The following is a 23,438-nucleotide window of genomic DNA, read 5'->3' on the forward strand; positions in this document are numbered from 1 at the left end:
GCGCACCAACCCCTATCACCACCCCGAAGACTTCCTCACACCACCGAACCCACCGGATCCAGCACCGGAACCAGCACCACCCGTGGACCCGACTGCCGCCGACCCACCCGGGACCGACCCGCCCCTGGGCGCCGACCCACCCGCGGCGGATCCGGTTGTGACCGGCCAGGCCCCGACGCCACCTGGCGCACCACCGGCCACGGCCCCAGCCGCCACCGAGCCAGCCGACACCGAGGCGCCCGGGCCGGACTCGGCGGCCACCGAGCCCGCCGCCGAGCCGCCCGCCGACGAGGCGCCCGAGCCGGACCCGTGGCTGCTCGCCGACCACCCCAGCGCCCAAGACCACCCCAACGCGCAACCGAAACCGGTCTACGACGACCACGACCACGACGACCACGACCACGACGACGACGAACTCACCGCCGCCGAGATCGACGCCCTCTACGCCCAACACGACGACCAAGACGACGTCGAGCACCCCGAGGACTACGACCCAACCACCGACACGTTCTACAACTGCGACATCGACGAACTCGCCGCCACCGACCCCGACCGCGACCACCTAGACGAACTCATGCGCATCATCTAGGGGATTTCCCCGTCAAAGGTGTTGCAGCAGAGGGTGAACCGTCGAGATAGCGTCAAGCAGAGGGCGCTGGAGACGGACACTGGACAAACAGGACGGCCGCAGCGCGCTTCGGCGTCAACCGCGCTCAGCTGACCTTGACCAGTTTGAACGGCATGTTGATGTACACCGGCTTGTTGACCCCGCACGCGCCGCTGGGTCCGGTCGTGATGTCCTCGCCGACCAAGGTGGTCGATGTCGGGTCGGCGTTGGCGCCGTCGGGGGTCATGGCCTTGAACCGGAAGGTCTGCAATCCCGGAGCGGTGCTGCCGTCCGGGCACGGCACCCATCCGTCGATGGTGTGCTTGACGTACCACACACCGCTGCGCTGGTAGATCGGTGCGGTCCAGCCCCAATCGCTGTGCACAGTCCCGGTGCACTCGCCTGGGTAGCTGCATTCGGTGCTGACCGTCCAGGTGCTGCGCAAGCTGGCTTCGTCGCGAAAGACTTCGGTGTTGCGGGCCCACTCGCCATTGGAAGTGGCGGTGTAGGTCCCGTTGATTCCCCAGTCGGTGCCGTCGGCGTGAGCGACGGCAGCGCCGCTCAGGGCCACGGCGGCTGCGGCGCTGATCATGGTGATGGGTACAGGGACACGCAGCATTACCTGCTCCTCGACTGGTTCGGCGCAAAACCGTGGGGCGGGGAAAGTAAACCGCGACGCGAGCTGGTGCTGCGCCGAGATGTCCACTCAGCGGACGTCCAGCGCCGTGCAGGCGCCCGCTGGATGGGAACGTCGCGGCCGTAGCTCAGCGCTGCCGCTTACCGTACCGACGCCGGTCCGGTCTGACCGGCCCGAGGGAAAGCGTGTGCGGCATGGGTAGCTTCAAGGTGCTGCGTCGCCGGACCGCACTCGCTGCGATTGCTGCGCTGCTGTGCCTGGGCGCGTTACTGATCGCGGGCGCATCGATGGTCCGCGCGCAGCAAGTCATCGACGCCGAGGAACACAACCGGGCCGAATTCGCAGCCGCAGCCCGCCAAGTGGTGGTCACCCTGCTCTCAGTCGACGTCAACGACCCACAGGGCAGTGTGCAGCGGATTACCGAGAATGCCACCGGAGCGTTCCTCGACGATTTCCTCAGCGCCACCGACGACTTCATCCAGGTAGCCCGAGATGCGCAGGTGACGACGACTGCCACCGCGGACGTTGCAGCCGTGGAGTCGATGACATCGGACAGTGCAGTCGTCCTGGTCGCGGCTGCCACCACGATCACCGACGCACAAGGCCGCGCGGAGGCACCGCGGTACTGGCGTCTTGCCGTCGACCTGCAGCGCGAAGGCGACCAGATCAAGATGTCGAAGGTGGAGTTTGTGCCGTGATGGCGCCCTGGTCCGACCAGCCCTTCTTCGGACGAATGAACACCCCGTCGGCGCGCACCGTGACTAGGCCTTCGGCATCCAGGAGATGGCCGGTGGCAAAGGTCTTTCCGGGCTCTTCGTTCTCGATCCAGGCTTCGGCCCGCACCCGTCCCAGGGGAGTGGGCGCCACGTAGCGGAGGGTCAAAGTACCGGTGAAGGCCGGGTCGCCGGGCCGGTGTGCGGTGGCGCTGAGTACGTGGTCGAGCACCAACGCGCATACCCCGCCGTGCACCTGACCGACCGGCCCCTCGTAGCCGGCGCCGAGGACGAGATCGGCCGTAGCCCGACCGCTGTCGTCGCGCTCGATTCGCAGCGGCGGCGCGATGGCGTTGCGCACACCGAATGCCACGTTGCCCCAATGCAGTTGCCGACCGTCGGTGGTGGTCCGTACTCCGGAGTGGGGGAGATCCGGGGTGCTCAACAAAGCGGTGGCCTGCTCGATCAACACGTGCGCGCGCCGCACATCGTGCTCGTCGGCCTCGCTGCGGATGGTGACGTCGATGAGCTGGCGTAGCGACTCGGTCAACGGCCGGAAAGCCTGCTCACAGCGTTGCGCGTGCTCCGGGGTGAGGTGCTGATTCACGGCTGCACCTGCCCGGCCATGTCGAGGGCCGCGAGATGGCTGAACAACATCGACGCACCGATCGGGTTGCCGCCGCCGGGGTAGGTGGTTCCGCTGACCGCCGCCATGGTGTTGCCGGCTGCGTATAGCCCGGGCAGTATGGTGCCGTCGGCGGTCAGCACCCGACCGCACACGTCGGTGCGCAACCCGCCCTTGGTGCCCAGATCCGAAAGACCGAACGCGGCTGCGTGATACGGCGGCGTGTCGATCGGCACCAGGGGAGACTCACCGTTGGTGAATACGCGATCGTAGGCCTCGTCGCCTCGCCCGAAGTCCTCGTCGATTCCGGCCGCCGCCAACTTGTTGAACCGCTCGATGCTGGCGCTCAGATTCTGTCGCGGGACACCGATGGCGTCGGCGAGGTCCTCGATCGTCTCCGCGGTGCGCCAAAGGCCAGCGGCGCGGTATTGCTCCGGCTCGACCATCGAGACGTTGGTGGCACCCACCGGCGGAACTTCGCCGGCCCGGCTGTCGTAGATCATCCAGAACGGCAATGTCGTTTCACCACACTCCAATTGACGCAAGACCTCGCGGCCGATCCGGTCGTAGGGCGCCGACTCGTTCACGAAGCGCCGCCCGTCCTGGTTGACGAAGATGCCGCCGGTGAACCACAACGCGAACGCCGACCGTCCGTCTGGATGCGTCATGCCGGGGGACCACCAGGCCTGATCCATCAGGTCGGTGTCGGCGCCCACCGCGATGGCCGCCCGATGGGCCGCTCCGGTGCTGCCGGGCCCGCCCATGGTGTCGTTGGCAGCACCGGGCACACCGTACTGTTCCCGCATCGCGGCGTTCTGTTCGAAACCGCCGGCCGCCAGCAGCACCCCGCGCCGGGCCTGTACCCGCACCGGTGCGCCATCCTGCTCAACGACGGCCCCGATCACCACACCGTCCTCGAGGATCAGCTCGGTCAGTGGGGCGTTGCGCCAACAGCAGACGTTCGGCAGCTTGTCCAGGGCGGCGAGGAAGCGGCCGATCAAGGCGCGCCCGCCGATCAGCAGCTCAGGGGCCGGAGCACCGAGGCGTTCGGTGTCCAGCGGTCCGCGCACCGACCCGGCGTACTGGCCGAGTTCACGATCCGCCACCGGCACCGGGACGGTGTGCCGATAACCGTCAGTGCGCGCTGCAGGGGCTTTGCCGTAGTAGTCCGGCCAGGGCAGCACCATGAACTCGAAGGCGGGGTCGGCCTCCAGGTATTCGATCAGCGCGGCGCCCCCGCGCACGTAGGTTTCCTGCAGGTCGCGGGGCGTTCGGTCGCCGACCACGGCGTGAAAATAGGTCAGCGCGTCCTCGATGGTGTCGTCGGCGCCGGCGCGCTGCAGGACCGGATTGCACGGATACCACATTCCGCCGCCGCCGGAGAATGCGGTGGTGCCGCCGAACAGGTCGGTGGCCTCGACCAGCAGCACAGAAAGACCTTCACGTGCTGCCGTGTACGCACCGGCGATGCCACCGCCGGATCCGACGACGAGCACGTCGACGTCCACGTCGAAATCGGCCATGGGCCCGCCCTTCCTCGATGCACCGGCATGCGGATGTCGTGGTAACTGTCGCGTCCGCGAGTTCTTCAGGCAATGCGACTTCCCGGTCAGCGGTAGCGGGGCGCCGCGGCCGCGTGCCTCGGTTGCTAGCCTTGGCCGGTGACGGAAGCGGCCGACGGGGCACCTGAATCAGTGAGCGTATCGCCCACCGGTTGGGCGTTGCTGGGGATGCTTTCCGGTGAGGATGAGCTTTCCGGGTACGACATCAAGAAATGGTTCAACTGGACGGTTCGGTTCTTCTACTCCAGCCCCGCATACAGCCAGATCTACTCCGAACTCAAGCGGCTGGAACAACAGAGCCTGGTCAGTTCGCGGGTCGACAGCGGCGTCCGGAACCGCCGGATGTACAAGATCACCAAGACGGGCCTGGCGGCCGTCACCCGCTGGGTCAACGAAGACACGGTGGAACCTCCCACCCTCAAACACAATCCGTTGCTGCGGGTCATGCTCGGTCATTTGTTGAAGCCCGGTCGGCTGCGTGAAGTGCTCACCGAGCACGCCGACTACGCCGAGCAGATGCATCAGACCGCGGCAAGCGAGGCGCGCGCGGCCGGTGCGGAACCCGCCTGGTCCTATGCCCGGCTCGCGCTGCGCTGGTCCGAGCAGTATTACGCCGCCGAACGTGAACTCGCGCTGCAAATGATCAAGGACCTCGACGAGGTCGATGAGGCGTTCGCGCAGGGCGGCCAGAAGTTCCCGGTCCGCGAGTACTGGTATGAAATCGAGCGTCAGCGCATCGCCGCCGAGGACGACCAGGACTGACGGTTTGTCGGTCAGGTCGATGTCGGAGGGGTCAGCTCAGTCGAGTCGCCCGGCCGCATGGTGTGCGGCGATGTACCCGAACACCAAACCCTGGCCAATCGTGGCGCCCGCACCCGGATAGCTTGCCCCGAACGTGTTGGCGGCGGTGTTGCCGATCGCATACAGCCCGTCGATCACCGAGCCGTCCTCGCGCAGCACCCGGCCGCGGGTGTCGGCGCGTAATCCTCCGCACGTCCCAAGGTCGCTGAGCACGACCTTGACCGCGTAGAACGGTCCGGGGCCGAGCGCTCGCAGGTTGGGATTCGGGGTCACGGTGGGGTCGCCGTAATAGCGGTCATAAGCGCTGTCCCCGCGACCGAAGTCGGTGTCCACTCCGGTGTGCGCCAGTGCGTTGAAACGGTCCAACGTGGCCAGGAGAGTCGCCGGGTCGACGTCGATGGCGCGCGCCAGCGTGCCGAGATCGTCGGCGCGGTGCGCGATGCCGGCGTCGTACCAGGCCTGCGGAATCGGCATCCGCGGAAACAGTTCGGCGGCCAGGAGATAGTTGTTGCGGTACTGCTGATCGAAGAGCATCCACATTTCCTCGACCGGTTGGCCGGCCCGCTCCCGTTCGAGCAGCTGCTGGCCGAACGACATGTAGTCGATGGCCTCGTTGACGAAGCGTCGCCCGGACTGATCGACCAGCAGGCAGCCGGGAAGGGAACGTTCGGCCAGCATTACCGTCGGCTCTCCGCCGGGCAGTGGGGCGAACGCAGGGAACCACCACGCCTGCTCCATCAGGGCGGTGTCGGCGCCACAGCTGTCCTGGGCCACACGGATGGCGTCGCCGGTATTGCCCTCCGAGCCCAAACTCGCGTGCTCGCCGAGCCGTTCGGACTGGAACTTGTGGCGCCACCGCATCAGGTGGTCGAAACCGCCGGCTGCCAGCACCACGCCGCGGCGCGCGGTCACGGTGACCGCGGTTCCGTCGCGGTCCACCACGGCGCCGGTCACCCGGCCGTCCTCGACGACCAGATCGGTCATCGGCGCGTCGGTCCAGACCGGGATGCCGGCGCGTAGCACCCCGGTGAACATCCCAGCGGCCAAGGCCTGTCCGCCGGCGGCGTAGCGGCGCCGCAGCGCCAGCCCGCCGATGCCCTGGAAGGCGCGGAGCAGGATGCGCGGTACAGCCTTGCGCGGCGTGCGGGCCATCAGGTTGAGCCAGCGGTAGTCGGCGCCGGTCACCGGCATCGGGAAGGAGGACTTCATCACACCGGGCCGCAGCCGGGCCAACTCCGGGCCCAGGCGAGCGGTGTTGAACGGCCGGCATTCGCAGGTGCGCCCCAATGCGCTGCCGCCCGGCAATTCCGGGTGGTAGTCCGAATAGTCCTTGGCCCAGAAGAATTTCATCGGGGTGGTGCGGCGCAGCATGCCGATCGTGGCTGCACCGTAGTCGAGAAAGGCGTGTGCCCGATCATGCGGGGCGCTGTCGCCGACGACGGCATCGAGGTAAGTGCGTCCGGCCTCCGACGTATCGCCGGCTTCTGCTTCGGCCAGGATCGGATTGGCCGGCATCCAGAAGGCGCCACCGGAGCGAGCGGTCGATCCGCCGACGTAGGAGGTCTTCTCCACGATCAAGGTCGACAGTCCCAACTCGTGAGCGGCCAGGGCCGCGGCCATTCCGGTGCCGGAACCAATGACGAGGAGATCGACGGTGATGTTCTGCAGATCGGTCACCAGACGATTCTCAGCGGGATCGCGCTGCGATTCAGCAGTGCGGCCCGGTCAGTGGAACACCACGCCGATCGGTGACTCTTGCGGTGTTACAACGAGTCTGCCCGTGCAACACATCGAACAGCGAGGATGACCGAAATGACATCGTTGCAGCCCGGCGACGTCGACGAGGTTCGTCAGATCGAGGCTCAGGCCGCACCGACCCGATTTGCGCGAGGTTGGCACTGTCTGGGCCTGACCCGTGATCTCGGCGACGGAAAACCGCACGCGATCAACGCGTTCGGCGGCAAGTTGGTGGTCTTCCGCACCGAGGACGGCAAGATCAACGTGCTCGACTCCTACTGCCGGCACATGGGCGGCGACCTGTCCGACGGCGAGGTCAAGGGCAATGAGATCGCCTGCCCGTTCCACGACTGGCGCTGGGGCGGCGATGGCCGTTGCAAGAAGATCCCGTACAGCCGCCGGGTGCCCAAGCTGGCCCGCACGGCCACCTGGCCCACCTTGGAGCAGGACGGCATGCTGTTCGTCTGGCACGACCCGGAGAAGAAGGCGCCACCGGCCGACGTAACCATCCCGGCCATCGAGGGTGTCGGTACCGACAAGTGGACCGACTGGCATTGGTACACCACGGTGGTGCACACCAACTGTCGCGAGATCATCGACAACATCGTCGACATGGCGCACTTCTTCTACATTCACGGTGGACTGCCGACCGGTTTCAAGAATGTCTTCGAAGGCCACGTTGCAACCCAGTTCTACCGGAGCGAAGCCCGGCCGGACCTGGGCTCCGGGGAGGGCGCCGAGATCCTCGGGACCACCTCGGTGGCCTCGTATTACGGGCCGTCGTTCATGATCGACGATTTGACCTACCACTATCCGCATGGCGACCAGCGCACCGTGCTGTTGAACTGCCACTATCCGATCGATGCGAATTCCTTTGTGCTGCAGTACGGCATCACGGTGGAGAAGTCGGAGGCGGTGCCCGAGGACCTGGCCATCCAGATGGCGGTCGCGCTCGGCGACTTCGTCAAGATGGGCTTCGAGCAGGACGTGGCCATCTGGAAGCGCAAGGCGCGCATCGACAATCCGTTGCTGTGTGAAGAGGACGGACCGGTCTACCAGGTGCGCCGCTGGTACGAGCAGTTCTACGTCGACGTCGCCGACGTGACACCTGACATGGTCGATCGGTTCGAGTTCGAGATCGACACCACCCGGCCTCGCGAAGCCTGGCTGAAAGAGGTCGAGGAGAATCTTGCAGCGGGCCGGCTACCGAGGCTGGTCGGCGTGAACAAATGACGGTGCGGCCCGACAATCGGCTCAGTGATGCACCGATGCTGCCGGTGACCTGCGGTTCCTGCGGGGCTACGGTGCTGGCCCGCAAGAGCAGTTGGGAGCAGACCAGCGTGCAGTGGGACGCCGCGGCGAGGCAGCGTTGCCGGCGTCTGCGATCGGCTGATGCCGACGGGCGGGCCGTCGTGACAGAGCAGTTCTTCGGGCTGTGTCCGCAACTGCGCGAATCCATCGAAGTGGCAGTGCGTCAGGGGACCTTGCGAGTCCTCGACCAGGCGTAGCCGAGTCTGACTGCCAAAGGGAAGCCACGAGAGGCGCTTTGGCACTGGTCGCGCCCCGGCGCACCACGCGCCTGATCGCCAAACAGATCAAATCCGTTCGCTGAGACGAAGACCCGCCGCGAAAACAGGTTTCACGGCGGGTCTCAGCGTTTGATCGGACGTTGGTCAGGCGAGTTGGAACGCGCTCAGCGGAGCTTCCTCCGGATAGCTCGCCGGACCACCCAGGTCATAGGCGGCATTGAGCGCGCCGATGAACTCCGGATCATGCAGAGGTGCGCTCGGGATGTCGAGTTTGACGCCCCTCTTGGCCAGATCGTCGACCATCATGTCGATCGCCTTGTCGATGGTCAGATCGTCGGAATGATCCATGTTCTTCTTCAGCTCGTCGTAGTCGGAGAAGACTTCAGCCGACCAGTGCACCAGGAACCGAAGTTCGTCGGTGTGATGACGGGCGATGACGTCGTCGCCGTTGCGCAGCACCCAGTGGTCATTGGAGCCCGGATCGCCGGCGAACACGGTGTCGAACGACAGCCCAGCCGGAACCTGTTGTTCCAGCGGCCCATTCGCCTCGCCGCGATGCACTAACATCTCGTTCTGCACCACCACACCGCGGTTGTAGACCGGCGGCAGCACCCGCTTGGGCGCCTTGAGCGGGCCGTCCGGCCAGTAGGTGAATCCACTGCTCTGATCGAGCGAGAACCAGGTGATCACCTGCGCCATCTTGATCAGGTAATCGGCGAACAACCCCGACTTGCCCATCACGCTGACCAGCCAGGTCGGCGCGTTCTCATACCGAACACCGCGGAAGCTGGGTGAATCCAGATGGCCGGGATCGCGGTTGCAGCACGGGCCGTTGATGTTGAACAACATCATCTGCGGTTTGGCGTACTGCGCACCCCAATAGGACTTCGCCTCGGCCAGGAACCGCTCGTTGTAGAAGCAGTCGTGCAGCTCCGGGTAGAGCACGGTGCCGTGGTTGGCCAGATGCCCGCGGAAGGTCGGTGTCAAGAACAGGTCGAGCGACGGTGTGAAGCCCTCCGGGAATGCGCCGCTCATGGTGGCCATCAGTTCCTCGGGGGAGGCGAAGTGCTGGGCGATGATCAGCGTCCACGGCCCATGCTTGCGTACCACGTCCAGCAGGCGGTCCCGTTGGTCATCGGTGTAGACGTCGGTGATCTCGCGCGGTGGTGAGACGGGACGGAGGATGTCGGAAAGCTCCATCCTGCGCTGGTCGGTGAGCGTCACGAGGGACTCCTTCGTTGTGTGCCGGCGCGGCTGCACGCCTTGATGTCTTCGATTTTGGGTGTCCGAACCGGGGCGGGGAGCGGAGGTGTCCAGCCATCGGGAAGTTGATCCAGATAGGTTTGCTCGGCCGGCCTGGAACGGCAAGTGTCAGAACGGCAATGGGTGGGCGAATTTGGCCCGCAGCAGTGCCCCGATCTCGGCCATCGCCAGCCGTCCACGGGCCGTGGCTTCGGAGCGCATCAGGAAGCCGTGGTAGATGCCGGGATAGCGGGTGAGTGTGGTCTGCACCCCTGCGTCGCGCAACCGGGCGGCATAGCGTTCGCCCCAGTCGTGGATGGGGTCCAGTTCGGCGGTCGCCACGATGGCCTGCGGTAAGCCGCTCAGGTCGTCGGCGTACGCGGGCACCCGCCGGATGTCGTGCGCCGTGCCGGCGCCGCGATCGGCGAGTTCATGCATGTAGACGATGTCGTCATGCAGCAGCATCGGCGCATCAGCCAGCTCGAGTACGGACTTGGCCGCCATGTCGCGGTCAAGTCCCGGGTACATCAGGACCTGGGCGAACAGCGACGGACCGCCTTGGTCGCGCGCGAACAGTGCCACGGCAGCAGCTGTCGCACCGCCTGCGCTGTCACCGGCCACCACGATCTTGCCGGCGTCCCAGCCGTTCTGATCCGCATTGGCGGCAACCCAATTCGTCACCGCCCAGGCGTCCTCGAACTGGGCCGGCGGGGGGTGCTCGGGTGCCAGTCGGTACCCGACGCCGACGACCACGGCGCCACTGGCTGCCGCCAGCGCGCGAGCCAGCGGTTCGAAGGACCGATTGGTGCCCATCACCAAACCCCCGCCGTGCAGATGCACGATCACCGGCGCCGGTGCGCCAGTGCCGTCGGGACGGTAGATGCGAAGCGGGATGGGACCGCCCGGTCCGGGCACTTCCGTGTCGGAGATGTCGGCCATTGATGGCATGTCGTCGGGCAGGGGAGCGGCTTCCAGGGTCTCGCGTACCTGTTGCAGCCCACGCTGCCGCATCGGGATCGGGGTGCCGAAAGCCGCTACCCGGGCCGCGGCGTCCGGGTCGAGCCTCGCGTGATGTGGCCCAGTCATCAAGCCCTGCTCACGGCTTGGCGGTATCGAAGCGTGACTCGGTGCGCAGCTGCGGTGGCACCAGGGTGCTCAGCACCTGCGCCCGATCGGCCATCGCCGAGCGGACCGTGTCGGGTTGGGTCAGCAGATAGAAATCGCCACGGGCTGCCTGGTCGAACACCACCTCGGCGGCCTGCATCGGGTCCATCGCCCGGGCCTTGACGTCGAACATCGCTTGGCGTTGAGATTCGGCTGCGTCGACATCGGCGCCGTCCGAGCCGGTTTCGACTCCGCCGGCGGCTTCGAAGATGTTGGATTTGACCGCCCCGGGGAGCACCGCTTGAACGTGAACGTGATGGTCGTGGCCGGCCAATTGCACTTCGAGGCGCAGACATTCGGTGAGCGCCAGGACCGCGTGCTTGCTGATGATGTAGGGCGCCTGCAGCGGAACCGTCGCCACACCGCCGATCGATGACAGGTTCCACACCCAGGACTGGGCCGGTTCGGCCAGCATCTTGGGCAGGAACGCCCGGACACCGTGAAACACCCCGCTGACGTTGATGTCCAGCACACGATTCCAGTTGGGTACCGGGGTGTCCCACAGATAGCCGAACTGCTCGACGCCCGCGTTGTTCACCAGTAAGCGAACGGGGCCGACGTCCCGATAGGTACGCTCGGCCAGCTCGGCTACCGCGTCGGGATCACGCACGTCGCAGACTACGTCGACGGCGTTGCCGCCGTCGGCTACCAACTCCTCGCGCAGCGCCGCGATGGCGGCCGCGTCCACGTCGGCGAGAACCAACGACATCCCCAGCTGGTGAGCATGCCGAGCCAGCCCGGCGCCGATGCCGGCGCCGGCGCCGGTGATGACCGCAACGCCGCCACCGAAAACCTCACGCGCGCCTGACATGTGCGGCTAGGCGTTCGCCGGGGCGTTCTCGGCCCCGGGCAGACCTTCGCCGGACAGCGGTTCGGAGTTCTTGGCGTCCAGGATCACCGCCAGCTTGGTGAATTCGAAACCGCTGGGGCTGCCGGTCGACCGCCGCACACCGACCTCGGCCACCCCGCTGGACACCGCGAAGGGTACGAAGTTCGTGATCTGGTTGACGAAGATGTAGAACCGCGCAGTGGTGACGTCCCCGTCGCTGCCGGTGACATGCAGATTGGTGGTGTGATGCCGCAGCGGATAAGGGCTGGCCTGGCGGTGCTCGGTGAGCCACGGCATGATCTCGTCCTTGCCGGACAAGTCGGCGGTCAACGCCTCCTCGAACGGGCAGTCGCCGAACTCGCTGCGGCTCAGATAGACCGCGTCGGGCGCGAAAGCCGCTGCGAGGTCGTCGTAGTGGGCCTGGTCGTAGTGGTACCAAAACTCGCCGATGAAGTTCTGCAGTTCGGTCAACGCGATGGTGGCCTCGGTGCTCACGAAATGTCTCCCGGTCTCGATCAGGTAAATCCGGACGAAGGTTCAACTGAGTCAACCGGTGCCCGAGCTTCGGCGGTACCGGCGTTGACCGGTCAGTGGAACAACGCCGCAGACCTCAACCGGTGATCAGCGGCCACAGCCCGGCGGCGCCGGCGGTCGCCGCCGCGTGGGTGACCTGAGCGTCCCAATGGTGCACCGAACCGTACTCGGAACGCCAGGCCAGAGCTGCGCGGGTGTGTTCGCCGAGTCGGTGTTCGAGCGTCGTCCCGATTGCGCCCACCGCCTGATGGGCGTTTCGGACCGTGACCGACGTCGCGTGCCCAGCGCATGACCGTGCCACCGCGATCAAGAAGTCCAAGTTGGGTGCCGTCCACCCACTGCTGGTGGCGGCCGCCACGGCGGTCTCGGTGGTGGCCCGGGCCAGCGCGGCTTCGGCGGCAACGTCGGCGATCAGGTGCTGGATCGCCTGGAACTTCGACAACGCACGGCCGAACTGCAATCGGGTCGTGGTGTGCTGCACGGTCAGGTCCAAGATGGTGTCCAGCGCCGCGCAGACCTGGATCGCCCGTAGCAGGGCGGCCTTGCGGTGCAGTTGTACCAGCAGACCGCCGCCCAGCGGACGGCCGGCCAGCGTCGAGACATCGGCGATGACGGTGTCCCGGGGTTCCCCGATCAGATTGGCGCCGGGGACTATTCGCAGTTCCGGGCGGAGCACGTCGGCGAACCGGATGCCGTCGCCGTCGTCCCACACCACAACGATGCGGTCGGCGCTGTCGGCCCACGGCACCGCCGCGGCGGTGCCGGCTTCGTCGAGCAGACATACCGTGCGTACCGCCGGGTCGACCGGGGCGCCTGCAGCTTCCAACAACCAACACGCCAAGAGGTCGTGTTCGGCCAACGGCGTCCGCACCCCGTGGCGCACTGCCGCGGCGGCCAACTCGGCCGCTTCGGGCCACCCGGCGCCGCTGCCGCCGGCGTGTTCGGCACCGGTCAGCCGCACCAGGCCCAACTCGCCGAGGGCGGACCACAACTCGGGATCCCGGGCGACCGGTGCGGTGCCGGCCCGGGCCTTGCGATAGCTGCCGAACACCGAATCGAACATGGCGACCAAGTCCCGGTCGACGGCCACAGGACTGGACACGTTGCAGGCCGTCATCGCAATCCCAATCCGCGTGCGATCACGCCGCGCAGCACCTCGTTGGTGCCACCGCGCAGCGTGAAACCCGGGCGTTGGTCCACCGCTGCCGCAACGAGTTCCCGGAACCGATCCGTCACCACGGGGTCATCACCGATGTGCCGGTCGGCGAAGTCGGCGATGTCGCCCTCGGTGCTGGTGCCGAGTACTTTGACGACTGCGGCCGGGACATCGGCCGACTCGTGTCGCTGCAAGGCGCCGGCGACCGCGGTCGACATCTGGTGTAGGCCAGCCACTCTGGCGACCAAGCGGCCGAGTACGACATCGTGCGGAAGCTGATTATCGGCCATGGCTTCGGCGGATTCCGACAACAGCACGAAGGTGGACAGCAGCCGTTCCGGTCCGCTGCGCTCGAAACCGAGTTCGGAGGTGACCTGACGCCAACCGTCGCCGATCGCACCGAACACCATGTCGTCGGGCACGAACGTGTCGTCGAGGATCACTTCGTTGAAGTGGTGCCCACCGTTCATCGAAATGATTGGCCGCACTTCGACGCCCGGGGCGTCGAACCGCACGAGGAACTGACTCAAACCGGCATGACGATGTGCTGGGTCCAACGGGGAGGTCCTGGCCAGCACGATGAAGGCATGCGCGCGGTGAGCGCCGGAGGTCCACACTTTGGTTCCGCGGATCCGCCAACCCCCGTCGGTCTGCTCGGCCCGGGTACGCACGCCGGCCAGATCCGAGCCGGCATCCGGTTCACTCATCCCGATTCCGAAGAAACAGTCGCCCGCGGTGATTTTGGGCAAGAATTCCTGCTTCTGCGCCTCGGTCCCGTACTTGAGCAGCGAGGGAACGATCTGCCGGTCAGCGATCCAATGGGCTGCTACCGGCGCGCCGGCGGCCAGCAGTTCCTCGGTGACCACGAACCGCTCCTGAAATGTGCGGCCGTGCCCGCCGTACTCCTTCGGCACCGTCATACCGAGCCAGCCGCGCGTGGCCAGCGCCTTGGTGAAAGCCTGGTCCCAGCCGCACAGCCAGGCGTCCACAGACGGAGTGAAGGTCCCGGCAGCCAGTTGCGCGGCAAGGAAATCACGGACTTCGGCGCGCAATGCGGCCGTGCCGGGCGGTTCCGGGCTGGCCGGCGGAACCAGTCGGGGTAGGGCCATCAGGTGCTCCGCCATCGAGCGATGCGCCGTTCGTGTTCGGGGTCGCGGTGCGCCAGCGGTTGCATGGCTGCGGCCATGCCCAGCGTGGATTCCAGCCCACCGGTACGCGATTCCTGCAGCAGGCGTTTGGCCATCCGCAGCGTGTGCGCGGGGTTTTTGGCGATCCGGGCGGCCAATTCGCCGGCCGCGCTGAGCAACTCCTGGTGCGGAACCACCCGACTGACCAAACCCCATTCGAGGGCCGTGGCGGCGTCGATGCGGTCCCCGGTCAGGGTCATCTCGGCCGCGCGTTCGTACCCGATGGCGCGCTGCAAAAACCAGGTGCCGCCGTCGCCAGGCACGATCCCGATCTGCACGAAACTCTCGGCGAACGAGGCCAGCTCGGATGCCACCCGGAGATCACACATCGCGGCCAGGTCGCACCCGGCGCCAATCGCCGGGCCGTTGACCGCAGCAATGATCGGCACCTCCAGCCGCGCCAAGGCCCGGGGGATGCGCTGGATTCCGTCCACGTAGGCGAAACGTTGAGCCATCGAGTCCAACCCAAACATGCCTCGGCGGTCGGCCATTTCCTTGACGTTGCCGCCGGCCGAGAAGATCTTGCCGGTGCCGGTCAGGATCACCGCGCGAACAGCGAGATCGGCATTGGCCGCATCGACCGCCTGCTCGAAGGCGTGGATGAATTCCGTTCCGCTGATCGCGTTTCCGGCGTGCGGCAGGTCGATGGTCCAGGTCTGGATGGCGTCCTCGGTGCTGACGCCCAAGGGTGTGACGGGCGCGCTCATGCCGGCATCTGCATTGACTTGACCTGTAGGTACTCCTCGAATCCGAAGCGTCCGAGCTCGCGGCCGAAACCCGACTTCTTGTACCCGCCGAACGGTGCCGCCGGGTTGTACTTGCCGCCGTTGATGTCCAACTGGCCGGCTTGCACCTGCCGTGCGAACTCGACCGCGGTGTCGTCGTCGGCGGCCCATACCGCCCCGGACAATCCGTAGCGGGTGCCGTTGGCGAACTCCAGCGCTTCGTCGGTGTCGCGGAACGGGATCACCGCCAGCACCGGACCGAACACTTCCTCCTGCCCCAACTCAGAGGCCGGGTCGACGTCGGTGAACACCGTCGGCGCGACGAAATATCCGACGTCGGTGATCTTTTCGGCGCCACCGGTCAGCAGCCGGGCGCCGTCGCGCTGCGCTCGTTCGATGAATCCGCGCACGCTGTGGTATTGACTGGCCGAGGCCGACGGGCCGATCCGGGTGGCCGGATCCCAGGGGTCGCCGACGGTGTACCTGGCCACCGCGGACTCGATCAGGTCCAGTGCTTCGGCGTAGCGGCTGTGCGGGACTAGCATGCGGGTCCAGGCCATGCAGGTTTGACCGCCGTTGAGGAACGCGTTGCCGACACCGGTCTTGACCGCGGTCCCCAGATCGGCGCCGTCGAGGATCACGTTGGCCGACTTCCCGCCGAGCTCGAGGGCGACCTTTTTGATCGTGTTGCCGGCCAGTTCGCCGACCCGGCTGCCGACCCCGGTGGAACCGGTGAAGGAGACGAAGTCGACGTCGGGGTGCGCCGACATGCGTTCGCCGATCACCGAGCCGGGTCCAGACACCAGGTTGACCACGCCGGGTGGCAGTCCGGCGTCCGCAACGGCTTCGACGAACTCGAACACCGACAGCGGCGCCTCGTTGCTCGGTTTGAGCACCACCGTGCAACCGGCGGCGATGGCCGGTAGCACCTTGGCGACCACCTGGTACAGCGGGTAGTTCCACGGGGTGATCGCCGCGACCACGCCGTAGGGTTCGCGCAGCACCAGCGAGTTGCCGATCCGTTCTTCGAACTCGAAACCGGCCAGCGCATCGGCGAACCCGCGCGCCACCGCCAGCGGCACCTGCGTTTGCACCGACTGCGCGATCCGGATCGGTGCGCCCATTTCGCTGGTGATGGTTTCGGCGATGTCGGGCAGACGCTTCTCCATCGCGGTGATCACCGCATCGAGGCGCAGGCGCCGTTCCTCGACGCTGATCAGCGGGTCGAAGGCCCGGCGAGCGGCCGCCACCGCGGCGTCGACGTCGGCTTCGGTGCCGCGCGGGACGGCGCCGATGACCTGTTCGGTGGCCGGGTTGATCACCTCGATGACCTCGGTGCTCGACGGGGTGGTCCACTGACCGTCGAGGTACAACTGGGTGCGGGTGTAGTCATGGTTGCTCACAGGGTGACTCCGAATCTCAGGGCACGATGGCGGCGCGGACGTCGCGCTTGTCCTCGGCGGCCGCGAAGGCCTCATTGATCTCGTCGAGCGAATACGTGGCTGCGGCAAGGCGATCCAGCGGCAATTTGTGCTGGTGCTGCTCCAGGAACGCCAGTGCGCGGGACAGCACCGCTGGGTCGTAGAGCGATACCCCGACCATCATCTTGTTGGCGAAGACGAACCGGGACGGATCGAATTCGAAGGTCTTGCCGATGTTGATGTTGCCGATCTCGACGTAGCGGCCGAACTGGCCGAGCAGCTTGAGTCCTTCGTCGATCGCCGCCGGATGTCCGACCACCTCGACCACCACGTCCGCGCCGTGCCCGTCGGTGAGCGAGCGGACCAGTTTGACCCGATCCCGTTCGGTGGTGGTGGTGATGTCGATGACGGCGTCGGCGCCGAACGCGGTGGCCAGCTCCATACGCTCCGTAATACCGTCGATGGCAATGACTTTCGCCGCTCCGCGAGCTTTGGCCACCGCGATGGCGTAGAGCCCCAGCGCGCCGGCACCCTGGACCACGACGTACTCGCCCAGTTGCTGGTCAACCCGTTCCAATCCGTACATCACCTGGGACAGCGCGCAATTGGCTCCGGCCGCGATCTCGTCGGACACGGTGTCGGGGACGGTGTAGACCACGGCGCCGGCCGGCAGCACGAAGTAGTCGGCGTAGCCGCCGACGAAGTACGGGGTCTCGTCGGCTCGTCCCAGCATCGCCATGGAAAGGTTCAGGCAGGCGTTGCGGCGGCCGGCCAGGCAGTTTCGGCAGGTGTGGCAGCAGAAGAAGTACGGGAAGACCACCCGGGTCCCGGCGCTCAACGCCCGGCCGTCGGAATCGGCGGACACCCCTGCGCCCAGCGCGGCCACCACGCCGACCATCTCGTGGCCCAACACGGTGGGCAGTTGTCCACCGAGGCCGCGGGTGGCGAAGGTGCCATGCCAGGCGTGCACGTCTGAGCCGCAGATGTTCGCTCGGCTGACCTTGACCAGGATTTCGCCCGGGCCGATGTCACCCAGGGTGACGGTTTCGATCACGAACGGTTTACCCGGCTCGTCGAATCGGGCGATCCGGCCCTGGAACGGCGGATGGCTCACTGTGGAGATCCCTTCGTTGATGGGCGGTTCGGCGTCGGGCGGTCAAGTCGTCGGCGCGCGCCGCGGGTGACTGCGGGCACGCTAACGTCGGCATGGTGCACTTGGGTCGGGCACTTCCCGCCCAGCGGGCAACCCGGGCAGGCGATTTCGGTGCGCTAGGGGGCGCTCAGCGCCCCCAGACGCACCGAAATCACGGGGTGAACTGGTCGCGCAACAGTCGTTTGAGCAGCTTGCCGCTGGGATTCTTGGGCAACGCTTCGACGAAGAAGATCTGCTTGGGCGTCTTGAAGCCGGCCAGCTGGGTGCGGCAGTGCTCCAGCAGTTCCGACTCGGTCAGTTGGCTGCCGGACCGGGTCACCACCGCGGCCGACACCGCCTCCACCCACACCGGGTGCGGGAGTGCGAACACCGCGACCTCCTCGACACCGGGATGGCGGTAGATGACTTCTTCGACTTCGCGGCTGGCGACGTTCTCGCCGCCGGTCTTGATCATGTCCTTCTTGCGGTCCACCACGTGCAGCAGGCCGTGCTCGTCGTAGTAACCGAGGTCGCCGGAGTGGAACCAGCCACCCCGAAACGCCTCAGCCGTCTTGGCCTGGTCGTCGAGGTAGCCGAGCATCAGATGTGGGCTGCGGTGTGCGATCTCACCGACCACACCGGTGGCCAGTTCGGCTCCGTCGTCGTCGAGGATCGCGGTTTCGACGTTCACCACCGGTCGTCCCGCCGCTCCGGCGTGCGTGTCCTGCTCGGCGGGCCCCAGAGCGGAGGCCAGCGGCGCCATCTCGGTTTGGCCGTAGAAATTCCACAGCCGCAGGTTGGGCAGGCGTTCACGCAACTCGGCCAGGATCTCGGTGGGCATGGCGGATGCCCCGTAGTACCCCTTGCGCAGGCTGGACAGGTCGACTTGGTCGAAAGCGGGTGAGCGCAGGAGCGAGATCCACACGGTGGGCGGTGCGAAATAGTTGGTGGCCGAGTGTTCTTCGATCGCCTTCAGTACCAACTCGGGGTCGGGTCGGGGCACGATGATGCTGGTCGCCCCGAGATAGACGTCGGTGATCAGGAAGTTGTCGAGTTGGGCGCAGTGGTAGAGCGGCAACGAGTGGATCTCGATGTCGGTGCTCTGCATCGAACCGGCGATGATGGTGCTCACGTAGTTGCCCATCAAGCTGCGCGACGAGTGCATCGCACCCTTGGGGTGTGACTCGGTGCCGCTGGTGTACATCAGCCGGATCAGCTGATCGTCGGCCACCGTGGGGGACGGCGCCGGTGAGGTGGTCTGCAGCCACTGACCGAAATCGTCCCAGCCGGCGGGCGGCGTCTGATCGGCCGGCACCAAGGCGGCCGTGGTCCGCACCACCCCGGCCAGCTGCATCGCGGCCTCGGCGGTGGGCACCAGGTCTGCCTCGACCAGGAAGCCGCTGACCTGGCTGTGGCCCAGGATGAACGAGATCTCCTCGGCGGTCAGCATGAAGTTGATCGGCACCAGCACCACACCGGCGCGTGCGGTGGCGAACGCGAGAACGGCGTACTGCCAGCAGTTGTGGGCCAGCAACGCCACCCGGTCGCCGACCCGGAAACCGTTGTCGTGCAGGGCTGCTGCGGCGCGGTCGACCAGATGCTCGAACTCGGCGAACGTCAACCTCAGATCGCCGTCGATGATCGCGGTCTTGTCCGGGTACTTGCGTGCCGAGCGCCGGGGAATGTCACCGAGTGCGTGACTGCGCGTCGTGGCGAGCAGGGCTTCGAGGTCCTCCATGCTCGCACCCTAGGTCCGCTGATCGGGCGTCGGCCAACCTGCGTCCCGCTCAGTAGGCAAGGGCGGCTCGCGCCGGGGCCTGCCGACCCATACTCGGCGGGCGACCAAGGAGGTTCGATGACGACCGACGCGACGGTGGCCGCCGGCCAGGCCGGAGTGGACCCGGACGAACTGCGCGCCCGCCTGCGCCAAGCCGACGCCGGTGTGCTGGTGGCGGTGCTGGCGCAATTGACCGGTGACCCGGACGTGCCGCAGCGGTTCGGCCCTCACATCTCACATCTGCCGGACCCGCCAGAACAGGCCGGCGTCACCGATCCGGAAACCCTCGAAGTCTTGGTCGAAGCAGTCGCGCAGGCCCTGGACGCACCGCGGCCCGAAGGCGCGCTGCCGTTCGACGACGCCGCACTGTTCGGCCGTATCGCTCCGCTGGCGTTGGGTACGGACGTCGGCCCCGAGTATGTCGGTCTGCTGCTGGAACAGGGCGGCTTTCACCCGTCGCAGCCGGTGCTGGCCCGCGACGCGAAGTTGCCGGACGGGTTCAAGGTGGTGATCGTGGGCGCCGGCATCGCCGGTCTGGCGGCGGCGCTGGAGTGCGCGGCGGAGGGTATCGATTACGAAATCATCGACCGCAACGACGAAGTGGGCGGTACCTGGTACACCACGGTCTATCCGGGTATCGGCGTGGACACACCGTCGGCGTACTACTCCCTGTCCCGGGACATCAACGCTGAATGGTCGAGCTACTACCCGCAGGGTGACGAATACCAGAAGTATCTGCAACGGGTCGCGGACCAGAACGGGCTGCGGGAGCAGATCCGGTTCGGCACCGAAGTGCAGGCGCTGCGCTGGGATGAGCAACGCGAGCACTGGCAGGTCCACACTGTCGCCGCCGACGGCAGCACCGACGTCAGCTACGCCAACGTGGTGCTGCCGGCTGCGGGCTACCTGAATCGCCCGCGCTGGCCCGAATTGGCCGGCCGGGACACCTTCGCCGGGGTGAGCATCCACTCCGCGCAGTGGGATCCGCAGCTGGATCTGCGCGGTAAGAAGGTGGCGATCATCGGCGCCGGCTGCACGGCGGTGCAGATCGTGGACGCCTGCGTCGACGAGGTCGACCACCTCACGGTCTTTCAGCGCCAACCTCATTGGGTGGCGCCACGCAAACGCGCCAGCGACGACGTGCCCGAGCACCGGCGCTGGCTGAACAAGCATGTGCCGTTCTACGCGAACTGGAACCGGCTGAAGTCGTTCTGGGGAACCGCGGACAACAACCATCCGGTGATCGTGCGGGACCCGGAGTGGGCCGCCGAGCACCTGTCCATCTCACCGGCCAACGACGTGCTGCTGCAGATGTGTCTGACCTACATCGACGACGTGTTCGGTGCGGGATCGGAACTGGCCCGCAAGGTCACCCCGGACTTCGCGCCCTATGGCAAGCGGATCATTCGTGACCCAGGCGGCTACTACGCGGCCCTGGCCAAGCCGCACGTCGACGTCGAGGCCAGCGAGCCGGCTCGGGTCAACGAGCACGGCATCGTGACCCAGGACGGCCGGCAGATCGAGCTCGATGTCATCATCTATGCCACCGGATACCACCTGGATTTCCTGTCCACAGTGGACATCCGCGGCCGAAATGGGTTGCGGCTCAGCGAGGTGTGGGGCGACAGCCCCAGCGCCTACCGCGGCGGCATGGTGCCCGGTTTCCCGAACATGTTCATCTCGTCGGCGCCCAACTACAGTCCCGGCCACGGGGCGGGGCACAACTTCGGTGTCGAGGTGATGGTGCACTTCGTGATGGAATGCCTGCAGCTGATGGCCCAGCGCGGGGCCGCCACCATCGAGGTCACCCCGGAAGCGTTCGAGGGATACGTCCGGCGAATCGATGAGGCGATGGCCGAGACCGTGTGGTGTCACACCCCGACCGCGCACACGTACTACCGCTCGGGCGGCGGCCGCATCGTCACGGCGTTCCCGTTCAAGCTGATCGACGTCTGGCAGAGCCACCGCGTCCCGATCGAAACTGACCTGGTGCTGGCATGAGCGCCCTGTTGAGCGGCAAGACCGCGCTGGTCACCGGTAGTAGTCGCGGCATCGGCCGGGCGATCGCGCAGCGGCTGGCCGCAGCCGGGGCCACGGTCGCAGTGACCGCACGATCTTACGAACCGTCACCGTCCGAGCGTGCCGGCCAGACGACGGCGCTGCCGGGCACGATCGGCGAGACCATCGCGTTGATCGAGGCAGCCGGCGGCGAGGCCTTCGGGATCGCGGCCGACCTCGAGGATGGGAAGCAACGTGCGGCGCTGGTCGATCAGGTGGTCGAGCGCACCGGCCGAATCGACATCCTGGTGAACAACGCCGGCTACGCGGACTATTCGGTCATCGAGGATATGCCTCAGCAGACCTTCGACCGCACCGTCGAACACTATCTCCGAGCACCGTTCGTGCTGACCCAGAAAGCTGTCCCGCACATGCGCGGTCAGGGTGCGGGCTGGATCGTCAACATCGGGTCGGTGACCGGGCTGGCGCCGGTGCGGCCGTACCGCGAGTACAACAAAACCTCCGGCGACGTCATCTATGCCTCGATCAAAGCCGCCTTGCACCGCCTCACCCAGGGCGTCGCAGCAGAACTGCTCGATGCCAACATCGCGGTGAACGCCGTGGGCCCGTCGAGTGCAGTACGTACACCCGGGGCTGCCAGTTTGATCCCGGAAACCTTTCCCACCGAGCCGGTGGAGTATCTCGCCGAGACGGTGCTGGCGATGTGTCACAGGCCGGCCGCGGAGCGCACCGGGCTGGTGGCCTTCAGCTTGCATTACCCATGGTCACAACAACTTCCGGTGTACAGCTTGGATGGGCGCACCCAGTTGCCACCGCTGCAACCGCCGGCCACGGCGAATCCGAACATCCTGCCCGCCGGACTGTGACTGCCCCGGCGCCTGCTTGACCGCTCTTCCGTCTCCTACTCGCTCTGCGGGCCCGCAGAGCGGGTGAGAGATGGCAGAGCGATGATGGCTGGGCTGGTAGGGATTTCAGTCCAGCACGGTCCGCTCGCATTCACAGAAGCTGTGTGCGACCCGGTCGCGGATGATGACGTCGGTGGTCTCCGGATCGAACCACCGGTCCACCACTGCCCAGTGGATCGGGTGCGTCAGGTAGGGACCCATCAGCCCGTCGACGTCGGTGAACTCCTGCTCGAAGACATGCGTCCAGGCCGTGTCGCCAATCGGTTCGAGCACTCGGCTCAGTTGCCAGGCGACGATGCTGCGCACGTAGCGGGGCATGGACGCCAACTCCGCTTCGAACCGGGCGAGTTGCTCCGGTGGGGTATCCGGTTGCACGCGCAGCAACAAGGTTCGGTAGATCGTCCCGGTCGGACCGCCACGGGTCGGTGCACCGGAGTAGGTCGCCCCGTTGATCCGGGTGATCGCCGGATCATGCAGCGCCACATGCAGGTCGGGCTGCGCAGCCGACCAGTCGCGCTGATCGGCGAAGCGGAGGTGGACCAGCACATCCCCGCCGTTGCGGGAACCCGGGTCGGTGGCTGCGACGACCCATCGGCGGGCGGCGCTACCGGCGGCCGCGGCCCGGATGGAGGTGATGACCCGTTCGCGATCCTCGACGCCGACGTCGAGCAGGCGGGTGACGCTAAACATCGAGCGGCCCGGGTGACTCACACAGCGCGTCGACATCGTCGGCCGCAGCGCCCACCGATCGGGTGCGTTCGAGCAGTAACTCGTCGATGTCGGACCACCATCGTCCCAGCGTAGGATCCGGCCGTCCCTTCCAGGTCATCTGCCACCACGCCGAGGGACTGGGCAGCGACCAGGTGACAGTGACGGTGTTGGACTGGTCCTCGAACCAGATCGGCGGGCTGACCAACACACTGCATAACGTCATCCCGCGGCCCCGGGCGCCGGGTGCGTACTCGGCGAGGTAACGGTCGACGAACCGTCGGGCCTGCCCGGGCTTGGCCAGCACCCGATCGACGACGAACACCGCTCCGTCTGCCATACCGGCCACAGTAGGAATCCGTGCACCGGATGGGCAGTGCTGATCCCGACCACCGGGAAGGCACCGTTGACCAACGGCGCCGACAGGT

The 23,438-nt window shown here is 66.8% G+C and carries 22 protein-coding genes and 1 pseudogene; 7 read left to right on the top strand and 16 right to left on the bottom strand.

Translation table 11 applies throughout. From position 1 onward, the window contains the following. Positions 1 to 589: pseudogene (locus AC5Y3P_RS03775) on the top strand (hypothetical protein); the annotation flags it as partial. 124 nt (positions 590 to 713) lie between these two features. Here the strand turns inward: AC5Y3P_RS03775 and AC5Y3P_RS03780 are convergent. Further along, complete coding sequence (locus tag AC5Y3P_RS03780; RefSeq protein WP_500044576.1) at positions 714 to 1,226, bottom strand: Rv2253/PknI dimerization domain-containing protein; 513 nt, start codon at positions 1,224 to 1,226, stop codon at positions 714 to 716. Between the two features lie 212 nt (positions 1,227 to 1,438). On the opposite strand from AC5Y3P_RS03780, the gene AC5Y3P_RS03785 reads away from it, so the two are divergent. Continuing rightward, entirely contained in the window at positions 1,439 to 1,942 is a 504-nt protein-coding gene (locus AC5Y3P_RS03785) for an Rv1363c family protein (RefSeq protein WP_500044577.1), read from the top strand. On the opposite strand, the gene AC5Y3P_RS03790 is transcribed toward AC5Y3P_RS03785, so the two are convergent. Then, positions 1,911 to 2,564 carry a PaaI family thioesterase gene (locus tag AC5Y3P_RS03790; protein WP_500044578.1) on the bottom strand — a complete coding sequence of 218 codons (654 nt, stop codon included), beginning with the start codon at positions 2,562 to 2,564 and terminating at the stop codon, positions 1,911 to 1,913. The genes AC5Y3P_RS03785 and AC5Y3P_RS03790 overlap by 32 nt on opposite strands. After that, positions 2,561 to 4,105, bottom strand: coding sequence for an FAD-binding protein (locus tag AC5Y3P_RS03795; protein WP_500044579.1), 1,545 nt, complete (start codon positions 4,103 to 4,105; stop codon positions 2,561 to 2,563). Before AC5Y3P_RS03795 ends, AC5Y3P_RS03790 begins: the two co-directional genes overlap by 4 nt. Before the next feature lie 138 nt (positions 4,106 to 4,243). Between AC5Y3P_RS03795 and AC5Y3P_RS03800 the strand changes: the two genes are divergently transcribed. After that, positions 4,244 to 4,906, top strand: coding sequence for a PadR family transcriptional regulator (locus AC5Y3P_RS03800; protein WP_500044580.1), 663 nt, complete (start codon positions 4,244 to 4,246; stop codon positions 4,904 to 4,906). A 36-nt stretch (positions 4,907 to 4,942) separates the two neighbouring features. Here AC5Y3P_RS03800 and AC5Y3P_RS03805 read toward each other — a convergent pair whose 3' ends face one another. Continuing rightward, on the bottom strand, positions 4,943 to 6,622 hold the full coding sequence (locus tag AC5Y3P_RS03805; RefSeq protein WP_500044581.1) for a 3-ketosteroid-delta-1-dehydrogenase: 1,680 nt from the start codon (positions 6,620 to 6,622) through the stop codon (positions 4,943 to 4,945). A gap of 135 nt (positions 6,623 to 6,757) precedes the next feature. Between AC5Y3P_RS03805 and AC5Y3P_RS03810 the strand changes: the two genes are divergently transcribed. Beyond that, complete coding sequence (locus AC5Y3P_RS03810) at positions 6,758 to 7,915, top strand: 3-ketosteroid-9-alpha-monooxygenase, oxygenase component (RefSeq protein ID WP_500044582.1); 1,158 nt, start codon at positions 6,758 to 6,760, stop codon at positions 7,913 to 7,915. Beyond that, positions 7,912 to 8,190: a hypothetical protein gene (locus AC5Y3P_RS03815; RefSeq protein ID WP_500044583.1), complete on the top strand. Its 279-nt coding sequence runs from the start codon at positions 7,912 to 7,914 to the stop codon at positions 8,188 to 8,190. Before AC5Y3P_RS03810 ends, AC5Y3P_RS03815 begins: the two co-directional genes overlap by 4 nt. Before the next feature lie 165 nt (positions 8,191 to 8,355). Here AC5Y3P_RS03815 and AC5Y3P_RS03820 read toward each other — a convergent pair whose 3' ends face one another. The 10 genes from AC5Y3P_RS03820 to AC5Y3P_RS03865 form a co-directional block, all read right to left on the bottom strand. Beyond that, entirely contained in the window at positions 8,356 to 9,411 is a 1,056-nt protein-coding gene (locus AC5Y3P_RS03820; RefSeq protein WP_500044786.1) for a hypothetical protein, read from the bottom strand. 171 nt (positions 9,412 to 9,582) lie between these two features. Further along, positions 9,583 to 10,539: an alpha/beta hydrolase gene (locus AC5Y3P_RS03825; protein ID WP_500044584.1), complete on the bottom strand. Its 957-nt coding sequence runs from the start codon at positions 10,537 to 10,539 to the stop codon at positions 9,583 to 9,585. Positions 10,540 to 10,549: 10 nt separating this feature from the next. Further along, positions 10,550 to 11,428, bottom strand: a complete 879-nt coding sequence (locus AC5Y3P_RS03830; RefSeq protein ID WP_500044585.1) for an SDR family NAD(P)-dependent oxidoreductase — start codon at positions 11,426 to 11,428, stop codon at positions 10,550 to 10,552. A 6-nt stretch (positions 11,429 to 11,434) separates the two neighbouring features. Continuing rightward, positions 11,435 to 11,941: a nuclear transport factor 2 family protein gene (locus AC5Y3P_RS03835; protein WP_500044586.1), complete on the bottom strand. Its 507-nt coding sequence runs from the start codon at positions 11,939 to 11,941 to the stop codon at positions 11,435 to 11,437. A 115-nt stretch (positions 11,942 to 12,056) separates the two neighbouring features. Beyond that, positions 12,057 to 13,082, bottom strand: a complete 1,026-nt coding sequence (locus AC5Y3P_RS03840) for an acyl-CoA dehydrogenase family protein (RefSeq protein ID WP_500044587.1) — start codon at positions 13,080 to 13,082, stop codon at positions 12,057 to 12,059. Between the two features lie 11 nt (positions 13,083 to 13,093). Then, complete coding sequence (locus AC5Y3P_RS03845) at positions 13,094 to 14,245, bottom strand: acyl-CoA dehydrogenase family protein (protein ID WP_500044588.1); 1,152 nt, start codon at positions 14,243 to 14,245, stop codon at positions 13,094 to 13,096. Continuing rightward, on the bottom strand, positions 14,245 to 15,030 hold the full coding sequence (locus AC5Y3P_RS03850; RefSeq protein WP_500044589.1) for a crotonase/enoyl-CoA hydratase family protein: 786 nt from the start codon (positions 15,028 to 15,030) through the stop codon (positions 14,245 to 14,247). Before AC5Y3P_RS03850 ends, AC5Y3P_RS03845 begins: the two co-directional genes overlap by 1 nt. Then, entirely contained in the window at positions 15,027 to 16,451 is a 1,425-nt protein-coding gene (locus AC5Y3P_RS03855) for an aldehyde dehydrogenase family protein (RefSeq protein ID WP_500044590.1), read from the bottom strand. The genes AC5Y3P_RS03850 and AC5Y3P_RS03855 overlap by 4 nt, the downstream gene beginning before the upstream one ends. A gap of 16 nt (positions 16,452 to 16,467) precedes the next feature. After that, the gene (locus AC5Y3P_RS03860; protein WP_500044591.1) at positions 16,468 to 17,583 is read right to left on the bottom strand and encodes a zinc-binding dehydrogenase; all 1,116 of its coding nucleotides are present in this window, start codon (positions 17,581 to 17,583) and stop codon (positions 16,468 to 16,470) included. 190 nt (positions 17,584 to 17,773) lie between these two features. After that, positions 17,774 to 19,339, bottom strand: a complete 1,566-nt coding sequence (locus AC5Y3P_RS03865; protein WP_500044592.1) for an acyl-CoA synthetase — start codon at positions 19,337 to 19,339, stop codon at positions 17,774 to 17,776. 117 nt (positions 19,340 to 19,456) lie between these two features. Here AC5Y3P_RS03865 and AC5Y3P_RS03870 point away from each other — a divergent pair, with 117 nt between their 5' ends. Together AC5Y3P_RS03870 and AC5Y3P_RS03875 are read left to right on the top strand one after the other, a co-directional pair. Beyond that, complete coding sequence (locus AC5Y3P_RS03870; RefSeq protein WP_500044593.1) at positions 19,457 to 21,379, top strand: flavin-containing monooxygenase; 1,923 nt, start codon at positions 19,457 to 19,459, stop codon at positions 21,377 to 21,379. Continuing rightward, entirely contained in the window at positions 21,376 to 22,263 is an 888-nt protein-coding gene (locus AC5Y3P_RS03875) for an SDR family NAD(P)-dependent oxidoreductase (protein WP_500044594.1), read from the top strand. The genes AC5Y3P_RS03870 and AC5Y3P_RS03875 overlap by 4 nt, the downstream gene beginning before the upstream one ends. A gap of 105 nt (positions 22,264 to 22,368) precedes the next feature. Here AC5Y3P_RS03875 and AC5Y3P_RS03880 read toward each other — a convergent pair whose 3' ends face one another. Then, positions 22,369 to 22,992, bottom strand: a complete 624-nt coding sequence (locus tag AC5Y3P_RS03880) for a Dabb family protein (protein ID WP_500044595.1) — start codon at positions 22,990 to 22,992, stop codon at positions 22,369 to 22,371. Then, positions 22,985 to 23,350: a hypothetical protein gene (locus AC5Y3P_RS03885; RefSeq protein ID WP_500044596.1), complete on the bottom strand. Its 366-nt coding sequence runs from the start codon at positions 23,348 to 23,350 to the stop codon at positions 22,985 to 22,987. The genes AC5Y3P_RS03880 and AC5Y3P_RS03885 overlap by 8 nt, the downstream gene beginning before the upstream one ends. Between the last annotated feature and the right edge of the window lie 88 nt (positions 23,351 to 23,438).

This window comes from Mycobacterium sp. NGS45 (assembly GCF_059812645.1).